At 38.9% G+C, this 18,162-nt stretch carries 15 protein-coding genes, 1 tRNA gene and 2 pseudogenes; 11 read left to right on the top strand and 7 right to left on the bottom strand.

Going from position 1 to position 18,162, the window contains the following annotated elements; translation table 11 throughout:
* Both GNP35_RS16330 and GNP35_RS10995 read right to left on the bottom strand, forming a co-directional pair.
* A pseudogene (locus tag GNP35_RS16330) lies at nt 1–366 on the bottom strand (methyl-accepting chemotaxis protein); the annotation flags it as partial.
* On the bottom strand, nt 294–1,538 hold the full coding sequence (locus GNP35_RS10995) for a methyl-accepting chemotaxis protein (protein ID WP_330997794.1): 1,245 nt from the start codon (nt 1,536–1,538) through the stop codon (nt 294–296). The gene GNP35_RS10995 and the pseudogene GNP35_RS16330, both read right to left, overlap by 73 nt.
* 277 nt (nt 1,539–1,815) lie before the next feature.
* Between GNP35_RS10995 and GNP35_RS10990 the strand changes: the two genes are divergently transcribed.
* Nucleotides 1,816–4,170, top strand: a complete 2,355-nt coding sequence (locus tag GNP35_RS10990) for a TonB-dependent receptor (protein ID WP_155696164.1) — start codon at nt 1,816–1,818, stop codon at nt 4,168–4,170.
* Nucleotides 4,171–4,175: 5 nt separating this feature from the next.
* Here GNP35_RS10990 and GNP35_RS10985 read toward each other — a convergent pair whose 3' ends face one another.
* Nucleotides 4,176–5,090 carry a LysR family transcriptional regulator gene (locus tag GNP35_RS10985; protein WP_155696163.1) on the bottom strand — a complete coding sequence of 305 codons (915 nt, stop codon included), beginning with the start codon at nt 5,088–5,090 and terminating at the stop codon, nt 4,176–4,178.
* A 92-nt stretch (nt 5,091–5,182) separates the two neighbouring features.
* On the opposite strand from GNP35_RS10985, the gene GNP35_RS10980 reads away from it, so the two are divergent.
* Genes GNP35_RS10980 through GNP35_RS10965 form a run of 4 tightly spaced genes read left to right on the top strand, consistent with a single transcriptional unit; the run spans nt 5,183 to nt 8,963 of the window.
* A complete protein-coding gene (locus GNP35_RS10980) occupies nt 5,183–5,992 on the top strand; it encodes a class II aldolase/adducin family protein (protein WP_155696162.1) in 810 nt (269 codons plus the stop codon).
* A 39-nt stretch (nt 5,993–6,031) separates the two neighbouring features.
* A complete protein-coding gene (locus GNP35_RS16105; RefSeq protein ID WP_155696161.1) occupies nt 6,032–6,688 on the top strand; it encodes an AMP-binding protein in 657 nt (218 codons plus the stop codon).
* A gap of 32 nt (nt 6,689–6,720) precedes the next feature.
* Nucleotides 6,721–8,073 carry an AMP-binding protein gene (locus tag GNP35_RS16100; protein ID WP_196492496.1) on the top strand — a complete coding sequence of 451 codons (1,353 nt, stop codon included), beginning with the start codon at nt 6,721–6,723 and terminating at the stop codon, nt 8,071–8,073.
* An 11-nt stretch (nt 8,074–8,084) separates the two neighbouring features.
* Nucleotides 8,085–8,963 (top strand): bile acid:sodium symporter family protein, encoded by an 879-nt coding sequence (locus tag GNP35_RS10965; RefSeq protein ID WP_155696159.1) that lies wholly within the window; start codon nt 8,085–8,087, stop codon nt 8,961–8,963.
* Here GNP35_RS10965 and GNP35_RS10960 read toward each other — a convergent pair.
* Entirely contained in the window at nt 8,960–9,862 is a 903-nt protein-coding gene (locus tag GNP35_RS10960) for a LysR family transcriptional regulator (protein ID WP_155696158.1), read from the bottom strand. The two genes, GNP35_RS10965 and GNP35_RS10960, sit on opposite strands and share 4 nt — an antisense overlap.
* A 132-nt stretch (nt 9,863–9,994) precedes the next feature.
* Here GNP35_RS10960 and GNP35_RS10955 point away from each other — a divergent pair, with 132 nt between their 5' ends.
* From GNP35_RS10955 to GNP35_RS10935, 5 genes and pseudogenes are all read left to right on the top strand, one after another.
* The gene (locus GNP35_RS10955) at nt 9,995–11,215 is read left to right on the top strand and encodes an acyl-CoA dehydrogenase family protein (RefSeq protein ID WP_155696157.1); all 1,221 of its coding nucleotides are present in this window, start codon (nt 9,995–9,997) and stop codon (nt 11,213–11,215) included.
* Nucleotides 11,216–11,224: 9 nt separating this feature from the next.
* Nucleotides 11,225–12,047, top strand: a pseudogene (locus GNP35_RS10950) (SDR family oxidoreductase).
* A 3-nt stretch (nt 12,048–12,050) separates the two neighbouring features.
* A complete protein-coding gene (locus GNP35_RS10945; protein ID WP_155696156.1) occupies nt 12,051–13,121 on the top strand; it encodes a phosphotransferase family protein in 1,071 nt (356 codons plus the stop codon).
* A gap of 2 nt (nt 13,122–13,123) precedes the next feature.
* Nucleotides 13,124–13,822: a histidine phosphatase family protein gene (locus GNP35_RS10940; protein WP_155696155.1), complete on the top strand. Its 699-nt coding sequence runs from the start codon at nt 13,124–13,126 to the stop codon at nt 13,820–13,822.
* Between the two features lie 52 nt (nt 13,823–13,874).
* Nucleotides 13,875–14,624 (top strand): SDR family oxidoreductase, encoded by a 750-nt coding sequence (locus GNP35_RS10935; RefSeq protein WP_155696154.1) that lies wholly within the window; start codon nt 13,875–13,877, stop codon nt 14,622–14,624.
* 56 nt (nt 14,625–14,680) lie between these two features.
* On the opposite strand, the gene GNP35_RS10930 is transcribed toward GNP35_RS10935, so the two are convergent.
* From GNP35_RS10930 to GNP35_RS10920, 3 genes are all read right to left on the bottom strand, one after another.
* Nucleotides 14,681–16,291: an HAD family acid phosphatase gene (locus tag GNP35_RS10930; RefSeq protein ID WP_155696153.1), complete on the bottom strand. Its 1,611-nt coding sequence runs from the start codon at nt 16,289–16,291 to the stop codon at nt 14,681–14,683.
* A gap of 26 nt (nt 16,292–16,317) precedes the next feature.
* Nucleotides 16,318–16,986: a DUF3299 domain-containing protein gene (locus GNP35_RS10925; RefSeq protein WP_155696152.1), complete on the bottom strand. Its 669-nt coding sequence runs from the start codon at nt 16,984–16,986 to the stop codon at nt 16,318–16,320.
* A gap of 322 nt (nt 16,987–17,308) precedes the next feature.
* A tRNA-Leu gene (locus tag GNP35_RS10920) sits at nt 17,309–17,393 on the bottom strand.
* Between the two features lie 264 nt (nt 17,394–17,657).
* Between GNP35_RS10920 and GNP35_RS10915 the strand changes: the two genes are divergently transcribed.
* Nucleotides 17,658–18,125 carry an RDD family protein gene (locus tag GNP35_RS10915; protein ID WP_269139955.1) on the top strand — a complete coding sequence of 156 codons (468 nt, stop codon included), beginning with the start codon at nt 17,658–17,660 and terminating at the stop codon, nt 18,123–18,125.
* Nucleotides 18,126–18,162: the final 37 nt, after the last annotated feature.

Below are 18,162 nucleotides of genomic sequence, written 5' to 3'. Positions count from 1 at the left end.
TTATTCTCTGAATGTTAATACCATAGATTGCAATTTGTCTGTTCTATTGGTTATTTCCGAGCTTGAATTTAAAACCGATTCCGCTTGCTGTAAATTGTTCTGAGATGCATCGCTAATGTTAACAATGTTTTTACTGATTTCTTGTGAAACTAAGCTTTGTTCTTCTGTGGCTGTGGATATTTGCATGGCCAAATCTGCAATTTCTGCTATTGATTGATAAACATCTTGAACCATTTTCTGAGATTGTTCAGCCTTAAGTACGCAAACATCCGCTGAATCCTTTCCTTTATCCATCATGTCCGACCAAGAAAGTAGAACAGATTGAATTTCAGATATAGATTTTTGAATCTGCTCTGTCGCTCCATGGGTCCGGCTAGATAGCGCCCGAACTTCATCAGCAACAACGGAGAAACCTCTGCCGTGTTTTCGCCTGCTCGTGCCGCTTCGATAGCAGCGTTTAGCGCCAGTAAGTTTGTTTGGTCAGCAATACCTTGAATCTCTTGCATGATATCGCCAATTTTTTCTGCCTCACTAGCTAACTCTGTGGCAGAGTTTGCCGACTTGGATACTTCCGCGGCTAGTATATTAACTTGTACCATGGTTTCACCCATCACTGAGCTAGCTGTTTCACAATTCTTGTGGGCAAATTTGACTCTGTCATTTGTGCTCGTTGTATTTTTAGCGACTTCCTCTATGGTTGCCACCATTTCCTCTACGGCGGTAGCGACTAAATGTAGCTCTTCCGTTTCACGCTCTACGCCGTCTTTAGAGGTATTGGCAGCCTGTTGAAGCTCAACTGTTTTTTGATTTAGCTCAGCGCTATTGTCAACTACACGACCCAAAATCGTTTTTACCTTTCCTTGCAAAATCTTATTCCGAAAATCGAAAGGGCTTAAGGTGCCGTTACCGGAATATATCAATCGAGAAATGCTATCTAATTCTTCTTTCGCTTTTTGACTGGCTTTAGGAATATCAACGAGTTCTTGCTTAAATAATACAAATGGACTCACAACAAAGCCAAGTACAAAAGCCGGGTGTAATGTAGCTAAATAAGCAAATAACAGGGTTACTAACCCAAAAAGTATCAGGCGAGTCTTGTAGCTATCGAACGGCCGAGTCACTGATTTTCCTGCTCTAAGCGAGTTATAAGCAGATTGGGCCTTCACTTTAAGTTCAGGTTTTAAATTGGTGCGGACAGATTGAAAGCCAATAACCTGTTTGTTTTCATAAATAGGCGTTACAAAAGCATCTACCCAATAATAGCGACCATCTTTACAGCGGTTTTTTACAGCACCTCGCCAAGAACGGCCAGCCTGTACGCTATTCCAAAGGTCCGCAAATGCTTCTTTTGGCATATCTGGGTGTCTAACAATATTATGATTCTTACCGACCAGCTCACTATACTCAAACCCGGCAACTCTACAAAAAGCAGGATTTGCATAAGTTATTACGCCACGAAGGTCTGTGGTAGAAACTAATTCTTCAGATTCGGCAAAACCGACTTCTTTATCAATGATGTCTGCATTTCGTTTATTCATAAAAATTAAATATTTGGCTTTAAGAAGTTTAGGTTAAACCAAAGTGTAGACTTTTTTTAGGATCTTGCAGACAATCACTAATAATTACAGATTACAATTATTGCTTAATTGGACCCCTGTGTACTTAGACTATTAATCTAATTCATGTATTTTTATAACTAATCATCATTTTTAATTTCCTATTTAAACCGCAACTATGATTTGCGCAAAAAAAGCGCAGTTAAGTACAAAAATTAAAATAATCATAAGTACGAACATATAAGAAAGGGGAAGAGTGATGTTAAGGAACTCTAAAATAGCAATTGCAGTGCAAATTGCGTTGTTAAGTTCAGTAGTGCAAGCAAAAGATACAAAATTAGAAAAGTCAGACAAAGTTGATTCAGGCTTAGAAAGAATCACGGTAACTTCAAATAAGCGTATTCAATCCATTCAAGATATTCCAACCTCCATACTAGCCTTTTCAGGTGAAACTCTCGAAGAAAATAACATCAGCAACTTGCTCGACATGTCGGAGAGTCTGCCAAACGTACATATCGCGGAAACTTCTAGTAGTAAACGAATTGTAATACGAGGAATTGGCTCTGGTACAAATGCGGGATTTGAACAATCTGTTGCTATGTATAAAGACGGTATCTATCTTGGCAGGGGTCATCAAGCTAAATTTCCATTGTTAGACATGCAGCGTGTGGAATTAATAAAAGGTCCACAAGCAATAATGTTTGGTAAAAACGCAATAGGAGGTGCAATTAGTATGATTACTCATTCGCCAACTGATGAGTTTGAAGGCGCAGTAAACCTCGGTTTAGGTTCTGAAAATGAACGGAGGCTATCTGCAATACTTAATTTACCTTTAACGAGCGATGTGGCGTTACGTTTTGCTGCATTTAGTCACCAAGATGATGGTTACCTTTATAATCAAGCTAGAGATGAAGACGAGGTTTCAAATAACTCAAAAGGATTTAAGTTGGCTGCCAAATGGGCAATAAACGACGAGTTAAGTTCAGAGTTTAGATTTGAAAGTGGTAATTTCGAATCAAAAGGCTCTAGGTATCAATATATAGTGGATACCGAGAATAGAGACGCACAAATTGCCGACGCTCCAGCAAATCCAAATAATGTTGGCTACCGAAGCTTCTTATTGTCCGATATGGGCGGCTTAGATTATGTAAGTTCTGTGTCTGGTTCACAACACCCAGAGGGTTTAGACGAACGAAATGATACTGACATGAGCAATGCTTCACTGCAGTTTACTTATGTCAAAAGTGGTTATGAATTTCAGTCAATTACTACCTTTAGCGAATATGATTGGAGTGCTGTTTTTGATGCGGATTATTCAGAGGTTTCTTTAATCAAACAGACTTATATAGAAGATTTTGAGCAGTTTAGTCAAGAGTTTAGAGTTTCATCACCTTTAGGTGAAACCTTAGAATATGTTGCCGGTGTTTATTTTGCTTCCAATGAGTTAACTCATCCAAATGATGTGTTACTAGGTGCATCAATATTGATTCCAACTTTGCCGGGTACTTCAATAGGTACCAATGCTTTATTCGAGCAAGAACAAACCAGCTACTCGGGTTTTGCTTCATTAGGTTGGAACTTTGACAACAATTGGAAAGCGACATTTGGATTACGCTACCAAAATGAGGAAAAAGAAGTTTCTAGTGAACAGGGCGTTTATGCACTTTTTGAAGCCAATACACCAATAGAAGTACAAGGCTTTGCCACTGCAGCTGCGCCTTTGTTGGCGACAAGTTTAGCTGGTTCGGGCCAACATAAATTTGAAACCTCTCGCTCAGAGTCACACTTGTCACCTAGCTTAAGTCTAGAATATAGAGGCTTTCAAGACACAATGATGTTCGCTTCAGTAAGTCAGGGAGTTAAAGCGGGTGGCTTTGATGGTTCGGGACTCAACTCCTCAATGGGAAATTCACCTGACGCGGAGTCTGGGTTTGAATATGATGAAGAGGAGGCAACTAATTTTGAATTTGGAATAAAGTCTCAAGTGATAAAAAACAAACTAGAACTTAATGCAACTATATTTAATACTAATTATGAAAACCTTCAGGTGTCAGAGTTTAATGGTAATGCGTTTATAGTAAAAAATGCGGCTGAAGCGACGGCAAAAGGCATTGAAATTGATTCACGCTGGCATATTAGTGATGCGTTTGAATTTCAGATGTCAGTTGCATTGTTAGATTTTAAATATGATAAATATGAGGGAGCGTCGCCAACAGTAAAACAAGCTGAGCTTCTTGGTTTGGATACGCAAAACTTAAGTGGTCAAACAGGAGCTTATGCCCCTGATTATTCTGGAAACTTAACATTAAATCACCATACAACAGTAATGGGGAACTATCAGTTGAAAACAAGCTTGTCAGTGGCCTTTACTGATGATTTTTACTTAGAGCAGGATCTTGATCCTATTGCGGTACAAAAAAGTTACCAAAAGATAAATGCGAGAATAGAGCTAACTCACCCAAATGACCTGTTCTCAATTGCGTTGTTTGCAAAAAACATTTCAGATGAACAAACTTATTCGTTAGCAAACGATGTGCCGGTAATAAGTTACGCTCATCGTTTCTTAGTAGAGCCGCCTCGAAGTATTCACTTGCAAGCTTCGTATCGATTCTAGTGTTATTAGCGAGGCAGGTCTAGTTGTTCAGCAATGGCAAATAGTTTGTCTCGCATCCACCGGTTCACCAGATCATGGTCTGATTGTTTATGCCAATACATATGGACAGGTAAAACGGGCACAGAAAATGGCAGAGGGACAACACAAACGGGCATTTTTTCTTTTAAAATATTGGCATAGGCATTTGGCATCGTGAGCAACATATCGCAACGACTAATAACACTGGTTGCTGCAAAAAAGTGCTCGCATTGCAAAACAATGTTTCGTCTAGTTCCTAATTTAGCGAGTGTAATGTCCACTAAGTCTACGGCTGAGTCTTTCAGCGTCACCAACACATGTTTTGCCTCAACATACTGTTCAAGAGTTGGCTTTTTTAATATTGGGTGATCCTGCCTACAAATTAACGAAAAGCTCTCATTACAAACCAATTCATGATGAATATTTTCACTAGTTGGCGTAAGGACGTCGATAACAATATCTAACTCACCTTGCTCCAGTGCATGCTCCATTTCAACACGGCTAGTTTGTCTGCTATGAACGGTAATTTTTGGCGTGTTTGTCACTAGATCTGTTATTAGATCGGGAAAAAAAATAGATTCAAGAATATCTCTAAAACCAAACTTTATATTTCTAGAGTGATTGCGGATATCAAAATCAGATTGAGGCATCAAGGTAGAATTAAGTGCCGTTAAAGCCTTTTCAATTTGAGGGAAAATGTTTTGACAATAAGCCGAAGGAACCATTTTTCTGCCATGGCGAATGAATAACGGATCGTTAAACCTATCTCTTAGGCGAGCCATTGCATGACTAACGGCAGGTTGTGTTAAATGTAGCTTTGTTGCCGCTGCGGTAATAGAGCCTTCTGTGTATACCGCTCTGAGCACTATAAACAAATTTAAGTCAATTTTACTATGAAGCATATTTATAGTATTCCATGAAATTACATCACTTTTATTAGTCTTGTTGATATTTAAACTGAAGTCAATATTACTTTTAACGACGAGATAAAAAAATGACACAAGACTCAATAAACCAAGATATTAGTAAAATGACGATAGGAGCCGACAAATTCAAAATCCCTATGCCACCTCAGTTTGACGATCTAAAGAGTCAACAGCTGTACGAAAAACAACGCTTAGCCGCTAGTTTTAGGGTGTTTTCACTAAAGGGGTTTGATGAGGGGTTAGCTGGCCATATTTCACAGCGTGATTGTATTGATGAGGATACATTTTGGGTTAACCCACTGGCGATGCATTTTTCAAAAATTAAAGCATCTGATTTAGTGCGCGTTGATCACAGTGGGAAAATAGTTGAAGGCAACTTTGCAATTAACAATGCAGCTTTTGCTATTCATTCTAGGATTCATGCTGCTAGGCCAGACGTAAAAGCTATAGCTCATGCTCACACAACCTTTGGTAGAGCATTTTCCTCGTTGGGGCAACTACTAAAGCCTATTTCTCAAGATGCATGCCTATTTTATGAAAATCATGGCTTGTTTGAAGAGTTCACGGGGGTTGTCGCAGAGCTCGATGAGGGCGATCAGATAGCGAGGGCTTTAGGTGATTATACGGCTGTTATATTGCAAAACCATGGTTTATTGACGGTAGGAAAAAGTGTTGATGCGACGGTAGCGACCTTCTGCTCAATGGAGGCATGTTGCCAAAGCCAGTTACTAGCACAAGCTGCTGGAGACGTGAAATTAATAGACCATGAAGTCGCTTTAAAAACCAGACAGGCGAATGGTGCAGATATTGTCACTTGGGGAAATTTTCAACCTATATATCAAGTGATTGAAAATCAGGATGACAGTTTTCTAGAGTAAAATATTGATTATTAGGCGGTTTTCAGAGGAGAGTGAACAATGAAACCACAGACGGTTAACGACTTGAGTATAGATGTAGCATTAATTCAAACTGCACGAGATATCGCGAAATTAGACGCATCGTGCATTGATGAGAAAAATTTACCTGCCAGTTTATATGATGCTGTTTCACAAGCATCAGAGAACTTCCCTAATGAGATTGCAATTAAGTATATATTGGATGGTGACTGTTTATCCCAAGACCAGATCCCGTTTAGCAAAAAAGTCATTCACCATATTTTTAGAGTTTTTAAAAATAGTAATGTGGCGAACCCTTACAGGGAAATAACTTATAGAAATTTGGCTGAACAAGTTACGCAACTCGCGAATGGGCTACGTTCTTTAGGCATTCAGAAGCGTGATGTTACTTCTTTAGTGATGCCAAACTTTCCTGAAGCTTATATTTCGTTATGGGGAGCGGCGACAGCGGGAGTTGTCAGTCCTATCAATCCTCTTTTGGACTCGTCTATTATCCGAGAAATAATGCTTGCCTCAAAAACCAAGGTAATTATTGCACTTGGCCCGGTACCTGGCAGTGATATTTGGGAAAAAGTATTAGAAATAAAAGACCATATTCCAAACTTGAGAGCCGTAATTAGTGTTTTTGGCCCGTCGATTCCAGTTGGCAAAACAACAAAGTTCAGATCATTAGCTTGATGGATTTGTTAAGCACACAGAATAGGGAGTTTTTGGATTTTGATCCTCCAAGCCAACAAGATACTTGTGCTTATTTCCATACTGGAGGCACGACAGGCTTACCAAAGTTAGCAAAGCATAGCCATTTAAACCAATTAACAAATGGAGCGCAGGTCAATTTAATTTCTCCTGCTGAGCCCGGCGACACTATTTTTGTTGGCTTGCCTATTTTCCACGTAAATGCAGCGGTAGCAACAGGTATCGCGCCTATAATGAATCGCTCTAAAATATTACTGGCTAGCCCAGCAGGGTATAGAGGTAAAAATATTATTTCTCACCTGCCCGATTTAATTGAGGGTTTTCAAGTCGGCTTAATGATGGCTGTACCAACTGTTTATTCGAGTTTATTACTGGAGCTCGAGAAAAATTCGTTAGCAAGTGAAAAATTGCAATCATTAAAGTTGGCTATCAGTGGCGCGGCTCCCTTGTCTAGCGAGCTAAAAAAGCAATTCATAAGTAAGTCTGGAGTTAACTTAATTGAAGGTTACGGGCTAACAGAAAGCTCATCAGTTTGTACATTAATGCCGGTAAAAAATATCAACAAAAAAGAGTCTGTGGGTTTGAAAATACCTGGTATGACATTAAAGATACTAAGTTTTTCAGAGCAAAATAACGAAGTAATGGAATGTTCAAACGATCAAGTGGGTGAAATAGTAATAAATGGCAATAACGTATTTAGCGGATATGTAGAGAATATTCATAATGAGAACCTGTTTGTAGAGTATGAGGGCCGTCGTTATATTAGAACTGGCGATTTAGGCTCATTAGATGAACATGGTTATCTGTCTTTGGCGGGCCGTCAAAAAGAAATAATTATTCGAGGGGGTCACAATATCGATCCAAAAATGATTGAAGACATAGCGTATCAGCATCCACTTGTGTCATTAGCTGCCGCAGTCCCTAAGCCTGATACATATGCTGGTGAGGTTCCCGTTCTTTACGTAACGCCTACGAGTGATTCAGATAAAGAAAGGCTGCAGAAAGAAATTACTGTATTTATGAAAGATAGGACGCCTGAACGCGCTGCTATACCAAAAGAAGTATTGGTAATTGGTGAAATGCCATTAACGGCAGTGGGTAAAATATTTAAGCCAAAACTAGTCTGTGACCAAATTACAGCGGTTATCAATGCTCACTTGACTGATATTCTAAAGAGTGAAGATTATATAGTGCAAACCTCACCAACAAAAAAACGGGGAATATTCTCGGTTATTCATTTGCAAGCATATTTAAGTAAGGAGCTTGTTGAAAAGGTTGAGGATAAATTGACACCATTTGCTTTCCAGTATCAAATAGAAATTCAAAATAATAATAAAAGCACTCATATAGAGGCTACGACACTTTAAGGTGTAAATTTATGTCAAACTCGGTATTTATAGATTTGTTATTACCTTTTTCTTTAGCATTAATAATGTTTGGAATGGGCCTAGGTTTAACGAAACAAGATTTTAGTAGGTTATGGCAGACACCTAAGTCTGTATTTGTAGGCTTAATTGGCCAACTTCTATTGTTACCGCTTTTGGCATTACTAATATGTATATTATTTGAACTGCCAGCCCCTTTGGCCGTTGGCTTGATGATTTTGGCAGCTAGTCCGGGGGGCACCACTTCCAATGTATTAAGCCAGCTAGCGAATGCCAATTTGGCATTGTCAGTAACGCTAACGTCTATTTGTACACTAGTTTGTGTTTTCTCTACTCCTTGGATAATCCACTTTTCACTACAATATTTTGTTAGTACAGGGGCGCCTGAATTTTCACTTTTAGGCACATCTATGGGACTGATCTTGATTACGCTGCTGCCTGTGTTGGTGGGGATTTGGGTTCGTCAAACTTACTCTAGCTTTGCTATACGATACGAAGTCTATTTTCGTCGATTTTCATTAGGGTTTATGATCACAATGATTTTAGCTCTTTTAATAAAAGAACGAGAGATGCTAGTAGATGCGTTTCAACAAGTGTTTTGGGCTTGTATGGCACTCAGTCTAGGTTCAATTTTACTAGGTGTTTTAATTGCTAAAGTAACTAAAATGTCAGATAAAGATGCAGTGACATTAGGCATAGAGGTGGGAATACAAAATGCGACAATGTCTATCTTAATCGCAATTAGCTTCTTGCACGAACCAACGTATGCTATCACCGCAAGTGTTTATGGCTTATGTATGTATTTAGCACCTCTACCACTTATTTTTTGGTATAAAAATAAACTTAAAAAGGGCATAGCGGTTAGCAGTTAAAACGCTAACCTTATTTGATCTCGCAACCAGGCAATTGCCTCGTCATCCTCTGTATTTTGATGCCAATATAAATGAGTCTTCACGGGCGGCAAGGGTATTGGCATTCGACAAATCATTAAGGTGTCGTCAACGAGTTGCCTAGCCAAAATTCCCGGAAGTGTAAGTAGATAATTACTGCCCTTAAGAAACTCTTTTGCAGTGCTATAGCTTTGGCAACGAACGTCAATTTCTCTATTTTCACCAAGCTCTAATATAGCGAAATCCTCAAGGACCTTTCCGGTCGCTCTACTAGAAACACTTACATGTGGACAATTTAAATATTGCTCAGTAGATAAGGAGCCTCCACTGTTGTGGTGTTTAGACATAAGAACACAATATTCGTCACTAGATAGCTCCAAGTGTTTAATTGGCAGTTTTTTCGGTAAGGCAATGTCGATTGCTACGTCTATCTGTTTTGTTGCTAGATGGCGAGACATCTCGTGCCTACTCAATTTGACGCTGGTTATTTTTATTTTAGGTGCTTGTGCTGTTATACGTTGATAAATTTTAGTTAGGACAAGTGGTTCTAGGGCTTCTGGCATTGCAAGTTTAAACGTCTGTTTTGAAGAAGATAAACTAAATTCTCCACAGGATTGAAGTATACGCCGCAGTTGATTTAACGTTTCAATTAGCTGAGGAGCCATGCGTTCGCACGCCGTTGTCGGTTGCATTTGGCTGCCTTGACGGATAAACAAGTCATCGCTGAGAGCCGTACGTAATCGCTTAATTGCATGGCTTACCGCTGAAGGGCTAATAAATAGCGATTTAGCTACTAAAGTCATGTTTCGTTCTAAATATAGAGTTTCAAAAACCTTAAGTAGATTTAAATCTAATTGTTGAATTGTCTTTGTATCTAACATACGCCTCTTCAGAGTTTACTAGTGTGAATTAAATTCATACTATGCTATCAGTTAAGTTCACTTCATTCATCTTTGTATTTGTTTTAATCTCAATGAATACTTTTTAACGATGATCTTAAGATCTAGGAAAATATGAACTTTGAACAGAATACAAAAAGCCAAGCCTATTTAATTAAACTAAAAGAGTTTATGAATGCTCACGTCTATCCTCTAGAGAGTGAAATTTTAAAGACGAATCAGCAACTCAATGAAACATCTGACTGGCACCAGTGGCAAGTTCCTCACCAAATTGAAGAGTTAAAAGTAAAAGCTAAAGAAGCTGGGTTATGGAATTTATTTTTGCCAGACAAAGATCTTGCTGAAGGCTTGACCTGTTTAGAGTACGCACCATTGGCAGAAGAAACTGGTCGATTTATGTTTGCTCCAGAGATTTTCAATTGTAATGCGCCGGACACGGGCAATATGGAAGTACTTTATCATTTTGGTAACAAGCAACAAAAAGACCAGTGGTTAACACCATTATTAGCTGGAGATATAAGATCTGTTTTTGCTATGACTGAGCCTGACGTAGCTTCTTCTGATGCAACAAATATGGAAGCAACTATAGAAACTTCGGGATCTAATCTAATTTTGAATGGTAAAAAGTGGTGGACGACGGGATTAGGTCACCCCAATGTAAAGATTGCTATTTTCATGGGATTGTCGAATCCCGAAAATGATAAGCATAACCAACACTCCATGGTTTTAGTTCCATTAGATACAAAAGGGGTAAAAATCAAACGAATGCTAAGTGCTTATGGCGATTTTGATGCCCCTTATGGTCATGGCGAAATAGAATTTAATGACGTTATTGTACCTAAAGAAAACCTTATTATGGGGTTAGGCAAAGGTTTTGCTATTGCTCAGGGGAGATTAGGGCCTGGTCGTATTCATCATTGTATGAGAGCGATTGGTGCGGCTGAGCGATCATTAGAGTTGATGATTAAAAGAGGATTATCAAGAGTTGCTTTTGGTAAGCCAATTATAAAGTTAGGCGGAAATTTGGAGCGAGTTGCTAAGGCCAGAATGGCTATAGAACAAGCCCGTTTATTAACGTTACACGCAGCTTGGAAGATAGATACTTTAGGCGTAAAAGCCGCGATGACGGAAATCTCAAGCATTAAGGTTGTTGTTCCAAATATGCTTCAAGAAGTAACCGATATTGCTATTCAGATGTTTGGCGGCGCGGGTGTTGGCTCTGATTATCCAATAGCTAGTTTTAACCAAATGGGTCGTATTTTAAGATTGGCAGACGGTCCAGATGAAGTGCATATGGGTATGGTTTCTAGACTTGAATTGGCAAAATATAAATAGGTATTGCGTATGAGATATTTAATTACCGGTGGGGCTTCGGGGCTGGGGAAGTCGCTCGCAATAAGTATAGCTAATCAAAAAAAGCCAAATACAAAAATTTGTATAGCCGATATCCATAGCGCAAGGGCTAATGAAACTGTGCAGCACTTGATGCACTTGGGTGTAGAGGCGTTCTATCAACCTTGTGATATAACGGAAATAAGTGATATTCAAACACTTAGAGTTGCCCTTTCAGAGCGGTGGCAAGGTGTTGACGTCATTTATAATAATGCAGGTGTTGCTACTGGTGGTTCATTGGAAAGTGAATCGATAGAGCAGTGGCAATGGATATTGGATATAAACTTACTTGGGATGGTAAGAATAAGCCAAGTTTTTTTAGATGATTTTAAACAGCAAGGTCATGGTTATTTTGTAAATATTGCATCGCAAGCTGGTTTAACACCGATCCCTTTAATGAGCAGCTATAACGCCGTAAAAGCAGCAGTAGTTGGCTTGTCAGAAACAATGAAACTGGAGCTCAGCCAGTATAATGTTGATGTCAGTGTTGTGTGCCCTAGCTTTTTTAAGACTAACCTAGAAGAGTCTTTGCGTACCACTGAGCCGTCAGTACGAAAGTTCATGTCAAAGGTATTTGATCGAGCAGAAACTTACCTCTCAACAAATTGCGGATAAAGTTGTTACCCAAGTTGAACAAAAGCGTTTCTTAATCATCACTCACAAAGAGGGCATTAAAGCCTTTCGTCTTAAACGATGGTTACCGAATCAGTTATATATAAAAATTTTGTTAAAACAAACGGCTGGCTTTTTAAAAAATAACAGTAAGAAGAGATAAGTCATGGATAAAAGCATTATAGACAAAGGCAACGATGTAAGGGCTGGTGAAGAGTTACCTCTTTCGACTGTGAATGTTTGGTTAAAAAGTGAAATAGCCGATTTAAGTGGAAACGCAGAAGTCACTCAGTTTTCCGGAGGGGCTTCTAACTGGACCTATTGTTTAGATTACCCTGATAAATCCTTAATATTGCGTCGCGCACCTAAAGGCACTAAGGCTAAAGGTGCCCACGATATGGGACGAGAGTTTAGGTTGCAGTCGGCATTAAAACCTGTTTATAAGTATGTACCGAATATGATTGCTTTTTGTGAAGATGAGAGCGTTTTAGGTACAGACTTTTATGTAATGGAAAAGTTAACAGGAATTATTCCAAGAAAAAATTTACCTAGAGGTTTGGCAACAAGCAAGCTACAAACTGAACAACTTTGTAAAAACGTTCTAGATTGCCTTATAGAGTTACATCAAGTTGATTATAAAGCAGCAGGTCTCGAGCATTTAGCTAAAGGGGATGGATATATAAAGCGACAAGTTCAAGGTTGGAGTAGCCGGTATCGTCAGGCAAAAACATGGAATGTTCCTAGTGGGAATTGGATCATGGAATGGCTAGAAAACAATATGCCAGCGCGGGAAACTATTTGCTTAACTCATAACGATTTTCGCTTTGACAATGTAGTACTAGACCCCGCGGACTACACAAAAGTTGTTGGAGTATTAGACTGGGAACTAGCTACCTTAGGTGATCCGCTCATGGATTTAGGAAATACTTTAGCCTATTGGGTAGAGCCGGGTGACGATTTTCTTGCTCAAGCTACTAGACGTCAACCTACACACTTAGAGGGAATGTTGACTCGCAACGAAGTAATTGAATATTACACAAGAAAAATGGGGCTTAAAGTTGATGACTTCACATTTTACGAAGTTTATGGACTGTTTCGATTAGCTGCGATTGTTCAACAAATTTATTTTCGCTATCACAACGGGCAAACAGATAACCCGGCGTTCAAAAATTTCTGGATATTTGTTCATTATTTAATGCATCGCTGTAAAAAGGCAATTAAAAAAAAGGGTAAATAACAGTGTCTACGATTTATTTAATTAGGCATGGGCAAGCAAGTGCTAAATCGGAAAACTACGATTGCTTATCTGCGTTAGGTGAAGAGCAGTCTCAATTGCTAGCGCCTCATTTAAAAAGTTGTGTTGGCAATCTCAAAATTATTGTTCGCGGTGACATGCAAAGACACCTACAAACAGCGGCGCACTTTGAAAACTTATTAGAAACAGGAAGTGCAGAAATAAGAATAAACCCTGGTTGGAATGAATATGACCACCAAGACATTTTGGCCGCTTATAACCCACAACTAAGAACACCAGCAGGTATTAAAGCCTATCTTGAAGCCAACAAGCTTACCAAAAAGGAATTTAAGAGTGTGTTTTTAGATGCGATGAAGCAATGGTTAGATGGCAACTCATCAACAACCTATGCTGAATCTTGGATACAGTTTAAGGCTAGAGTGCTAAGCAGTTTTGAGGATATTAGGCTAAACGGAAACGGTGACATTGTTGTATTTACGTCTGGAGGCCCAATAAGTCTAATAACAAGCCATTTGCTAGGCTTGCCGCACGAAAAATTTATGAATATAAACTGGAGTTTAGTAAATGCAGGTGTAACTAAAATTTTAGTTAATTCTAAAACTGGCCATTGCACACTGTCGTCTTTAAATGAGCATAGTATTTTTGATGTTGAGTCGACAAGAAACAGGATAACTTACACCTAGTTTGAAGATTGAGAATTTGTAAAGAGACCAATCAAAACATAAGAGAATAATAATGATAAGAAAAAACATTTTGATTACAGGGGCTAGTTCGGGTTTGGGTATGGGAATGGCCCTTGAATTCGCGAAGCAAGGAGCAAATTTAGCACTTTGTGCCAGACGAATAGAGCGTTTAGAGGAGCTTAAGGAAACACTTTTAAATGTTAACCCAAACATTAATGTGTATTTAGCAACATTAGATGTTAACGACCACGAGCAGGTTTTTAGTGTTTTTGAAAACTTTAAAGTATCAATGGGACAAATTGACCGAGTGATCATAAATGCAGGGATGGGCAAAGGGGCGTCAATAGGCACAGGTTACTTTGAGGCAAATAAACAAACAGCGGAAACTAACTTTGTAGCTGCATTAGCGCAAAGTGAAGCTGCGATGACTATTTTTAGGAAACAAAATGCGGGTCATCTGGTTACAATCTCTTCAATTAGTGCAGTTAGAGGCTTTAGACGAGCAATGACGGTTTATGCTGCAACTAAAGCTGCAATTACCTCTTTGAGTGAGGGAATAAGAATAGATGTAATGAATACGCCTATAAAAATAAGTTGTATACACCCTGGTTTTATCCGCACAGAAATCAATGAAAAGGTGAAGAATGTACCTTTTATCGTTGACTTAGAAACGGGTTGTAAGGCACTTGTTAAATCAATAAACAAAGAGCCAAAAAATAGCTATGTACCATCCTGGCCATGGTCAATTTTGCATTGGGTATTGAGAGTTGCGCCGCTTTCTGTAATAAAAAAAATGAGCTGATATTCGTGTGTGCCTGCTAAATCCAAAAGAGGGTTTAACAGGCATTTAAATGTTTGCTACCAAGAGCCATACATTGCGTTAGGTAGTAAAATAAGGTCACCTTTTGATTTAGCTATCAAGTCTTGAACATTCACTTTGTGTTGAACAACACCACGAAAGTCTTCGATATTATCACCAATTTGCATCAATATAGTTTGATTAGAGAATTGGCTACTACGCTTGCCTTTAGAGGCATAACAACTTGCTGTGCCTTGTTCAATTTGCTGGCGACGTAAGTCCTTATCATTTTTTATATGTTGATGATCAATTGCTTTCTTATCTGCGGCAGTTCTTCCTATTAAACAGGTGTTTTCAGCAGACACAGGTAAGCCAAGGCTTCGCATGTTTTGCCATGTGTGAGCGTCTAACTTTCTATCGCGATTAGTAATCAAGGCTAGTTTTCCGCCCTTTGCTATTACTGTATCAATAAACTCTTTTACGCCAGGGACTAACGTCGCTTTTTCTGAACGAACCCAGTTTGCCCAAGACAACGGAGTATAGTTACTGCCTGTGCGATCGAGGTTTGCCTGGTAAGCGCTATTGTCTAAAACCGTTTCATCAATATCCATAACTACCGACCATGAGCCATTCGGTAAGTCACGAACGTTCAAATGTTTACTTGCTTGTTGATAAATTGTACTTGTTAAATAGGCGTACTCTTTACTTGTTGTATGCCACTTTACTGAGTTTGTCAGCTCACGTTTTTCTTTAGTTAGTTTTAATGAAACGGCACAATGGTCGCTTAACATCGCCTTTGGATCCATATTTTTATATGAAGCTACACTCGCTTTTTTGGCTATGTTTGAAGACAGATTACCAACCCAAATATGATCGATAGGTGCTGGATAGTATGGATGACAACCAATTAGGTCAGCAGTTGTATTTTCTAACGTTGAGGCGCTATTGTCAGTATTTACCGTTAATTGACCGGTTAATTTATTGTAAGGCGCTGAAAGTCTGTGATTAAAGTCACCAACCATGACATAAGGAAGCCCTGCTTTTTCTTTTGACTCGACCCAGCTATCTAAAATAGGAGCCTGTTTAGAGAACACTTGGCAAGATCTTGAATCTGAACGACTATAATCATCAACAAAACAGCCACTTTTCATATGAACATTTAATATCGATAAAAGGCCATGCGGAGACTCAATGGTAAGCTCAAGACCGTAACGTAAGCCTCTCGAATCTAATGCAAGTTCAGGTAGAGATTTAACTTGTTGTACCTCAATTCCTTTTCGTACTGCAAAGCCGACCTTTTGTTGACTAGACATGCGGCCAGACTCTCTGCATTTGTATGATTCACTGTCTGGTCTATCAGAAATAAAGACTTGCCAGTTTTCTTTAGGGAATATCTGTTCAATTGCTTCTTTTGATGCGACTTCCTGCAATCCTACAACGTCAGTGTTTAATGACTGTGCGTAGGCTTTCATTTCGTTAAGTTCACTCTCGCTTCTTGGCCTACAACCGTCACTAATTGGATATGCTAAGTGTTCGATATTCCATGAACTAATTGTTAATTCTTTGTTTCCCATACTTGAAGAGGCGGCGTTCGGCATAGTTTCTGGTGCTGGTTTAGCGATGGCAGAATACGCACCAAAAAGAAGAGCAATTGCAGTTAAATGTTTCAATTTAGTTCCTTAAAAAAAGTAATTGGCTAGTGAGATCTAAAATCATCGGGTTGCCCCTGATAAGTCTCTATTTTTGTTATGTCCATTTTATAAGCTGAAGTGCCTACAATATCTTCAAATAAACCTTGCTGTAGAATACCACTGAAACTGTACGCCTGTTCTAAACTAGAACTGGTAAAACCCGGCGTTAATCTAGCAAAGATAATTTGATTTGGTGGAGGGGGTGGAAAATGTATGCAAGCGCCGTAATAAGGCACAATAAAGATAAGACTTGGGGTTTTATCTTCGTGAAATTCAATTGGCACATAAAAACCGTCAATACTGACTGACTGTTGTTCAAAACTTGCAATAGTATTAGTTGAAAACATAGCATCGTGGTATTTCTCATCAGTAGAGGCTTCAATAGAACGCAAAACTTGAGCGCTGACCTGACCGATGGTTTCAGACCCTTGTGATGCAGGTTGTTGATAACGCTTAAGGATCGACTTTTCTAGTTTTGGTAATAAATCTGTCCATTTTAAACGCTGTAATGGCTGCGAATTGAACCTTTTTAATAACTCGGTTTGATCTGTCGAGTACAACAAATGTGTGCCTAACGAAGCTTTTATAGTTTCTGTTAAATTTGGAAGTTGCACATAACTTTTGCCCACAAAAAAAACACCTAAAAAGAATAAAACAACTGCGGCTATTTTCATTGATTAGAAATATTCCAGTTCAATAGATTGTAAAATGATATGTTATATCATAAGGTGTCAGCATTAGGAATTGAAGACCAATAACTCATTGGTGACAGTTTTTGCACAGGTTACACTTTTCCTTGTAAATCCAGCTTAAAAGTCTGGTAAACCCTTTGTTTGGGCTCTGTATGAGCCCAAAGCTTTTTCTTATTACCTTTCTGAAAGTCATTAAGTGTGAGTTCTTAGGTGAGTGTCACTAGGTGTGCGTCGCCAAATAGGACAAAAGCTAAATTTCAGGCACAAAAAACCGACTATTGAGTCGGTTATTGTTTTCAAAGAATGGTACCGGTGGGCGGACTTGAACCGCCACTCCCGAAGGAAACGGATTTTGAATCCGTCGTGTATACCAATTTCACCACACCGGCAGTACGTATTCTTTGATAGATTATGAATCTATTATATTTAAATCTTCAGAGCAATGGTATTGCGTTGAAGCGAGAGGATTATAACTAGCCTAATTGCACATGCAAGTTATTTGTTTATATGAAGGTTTAATTGAATAGATATTATGCAACTTGAATAAAAGGTTTTTGCAAATATGCTTTGTTGATACACTTTCAGAATTATCAGATGAAATATTTGGACGTAAATAGTTTGGAAACGAATAATAGAGCAGGTTTTTTAAACGACTGGCCGCAATGGTTTATGATTGGTTAGCCGTGATTGCGTTATCAATGTTAGTCACTATTATCAATTTAATCATTGTCTCTTACGGAGCCGATTTTGGGCTATTTGATTTGACGTCGTATGATGATCCTTCCGCTTATTTAAATGATCAAACGTGGTTTCAAGTAGAGTTAGTCTTGTGGGTTTGGCTCTTTTACGCCTGGTTTTGGCATGATGGCGGGCAAACAATTGGCATGAGAGCGTGGCGTTTAAAGTTACAGCGCTTAGATGGTCAGCCTTTAGAGCTAACAAGAAGTTTTAAAAGGGCGGCATACTCACTGTTTGGACTTGGCAATCTCATGTTGCTGGTTAATCCAAAGAAAAAGCTATCGGTTCAAGATGCATTAACAAAAACTGAGATGATAGTATTAACGAAAGAACAAAATAAGCAGATATACCTACGTGGTATTGAAGATCCCGAAGAGCGCTAATAACTGTAGCAAATAAACCGAATGCGATGGACCTTTT

This window comes from Psychrosphaera haliotis, assembly GCF_009728465.1.
In the GTDB taxonomy this organism is placed as follows: domain Bacteria; phylum Pseudomonadota; class Gammaproteobacteria; order Enterobacterales; family Alteromonadaceae; genus Psychrosphaera; species Psychrosphaera haliotis.
This window is presented reverse-complemented; position numbering and strand designations above follow the sequence as displayed.

Coding starts and splice junctions, on each gene's coding strand:
- GNP35_RS10995 (WP_330997794.1), bottom strand. CDS start 1,538: ATGAATAAACGAAATGCAGACATCATTGATAAAGAAGTCGGTTTTGCC.
- GNP35_RS10960 (WP_155696158.1), bottom strand. CDS start 9,862: ATGTTAGATACAAAGACAATTCAACAATTAGATTTAAATCTACTTAAG.
- GNP35_RS10935 (WP_155696154.1), top strand. CDS start 13,875: ATGATAAGAAAAAACATTTTGATTACAGGGGCTAGTTCGGGTTTGGGT.
- GNP35_RS10980 (WP_155696162.1), top strand. CDS start 5,183: ATGACACAAGACTCAATAAACCAAGATATTAGTAAAATGACGATAGGA.
- GNP35_RS10925 (WP_155696152.1), bottom strand. CDS start 16,986: ATGAAAATAGCCGCAGTTGTTTTATTCTTTTTAGGTGTTTTTTTTGTG.
- GNP35_RS16105 (WP_155696161.1), top strand. CDS start 6,032: ATGAAACCACAGACGGTTAACGACTTGAGTATAGATGTAGCATTAATT.
- GNP35_RS10955 (WP_155696157.1), top strand. CDS start 9,995: ATGAACTTTGAACAGAATACAAAAAGCCAAGCCTATTTAATTAAACTA.
- GNP35_RS10985 (WP_155696163.1), bottom strand. CDS start 5,090: ATGCTTCATAGTAAAATTGACTTAAATTTGTTTATAGTGCTCAGAGCG.
- GNP35_RS10990 (WP_155696164.1), top strand. CDS start 1,816: ATGTTAAGGAACTCTAAAATAGCAATTGCAGTGCAAATTGCGTTGTTA.
- GNP35_RS10945 (WP_155696156.1), top strand. CDS start 12,051: ATGGATAAAAGCATTATAGACAAAGGCAACGATGTAAGGGCTGGTGAA.
- GNP35_RS10965 (WP_155696159.1), top strand. CDS start 8,085: ATGTCAAACTCGGTATTTATAGATTTGTTATTACCTTTTTCTTTAGCA.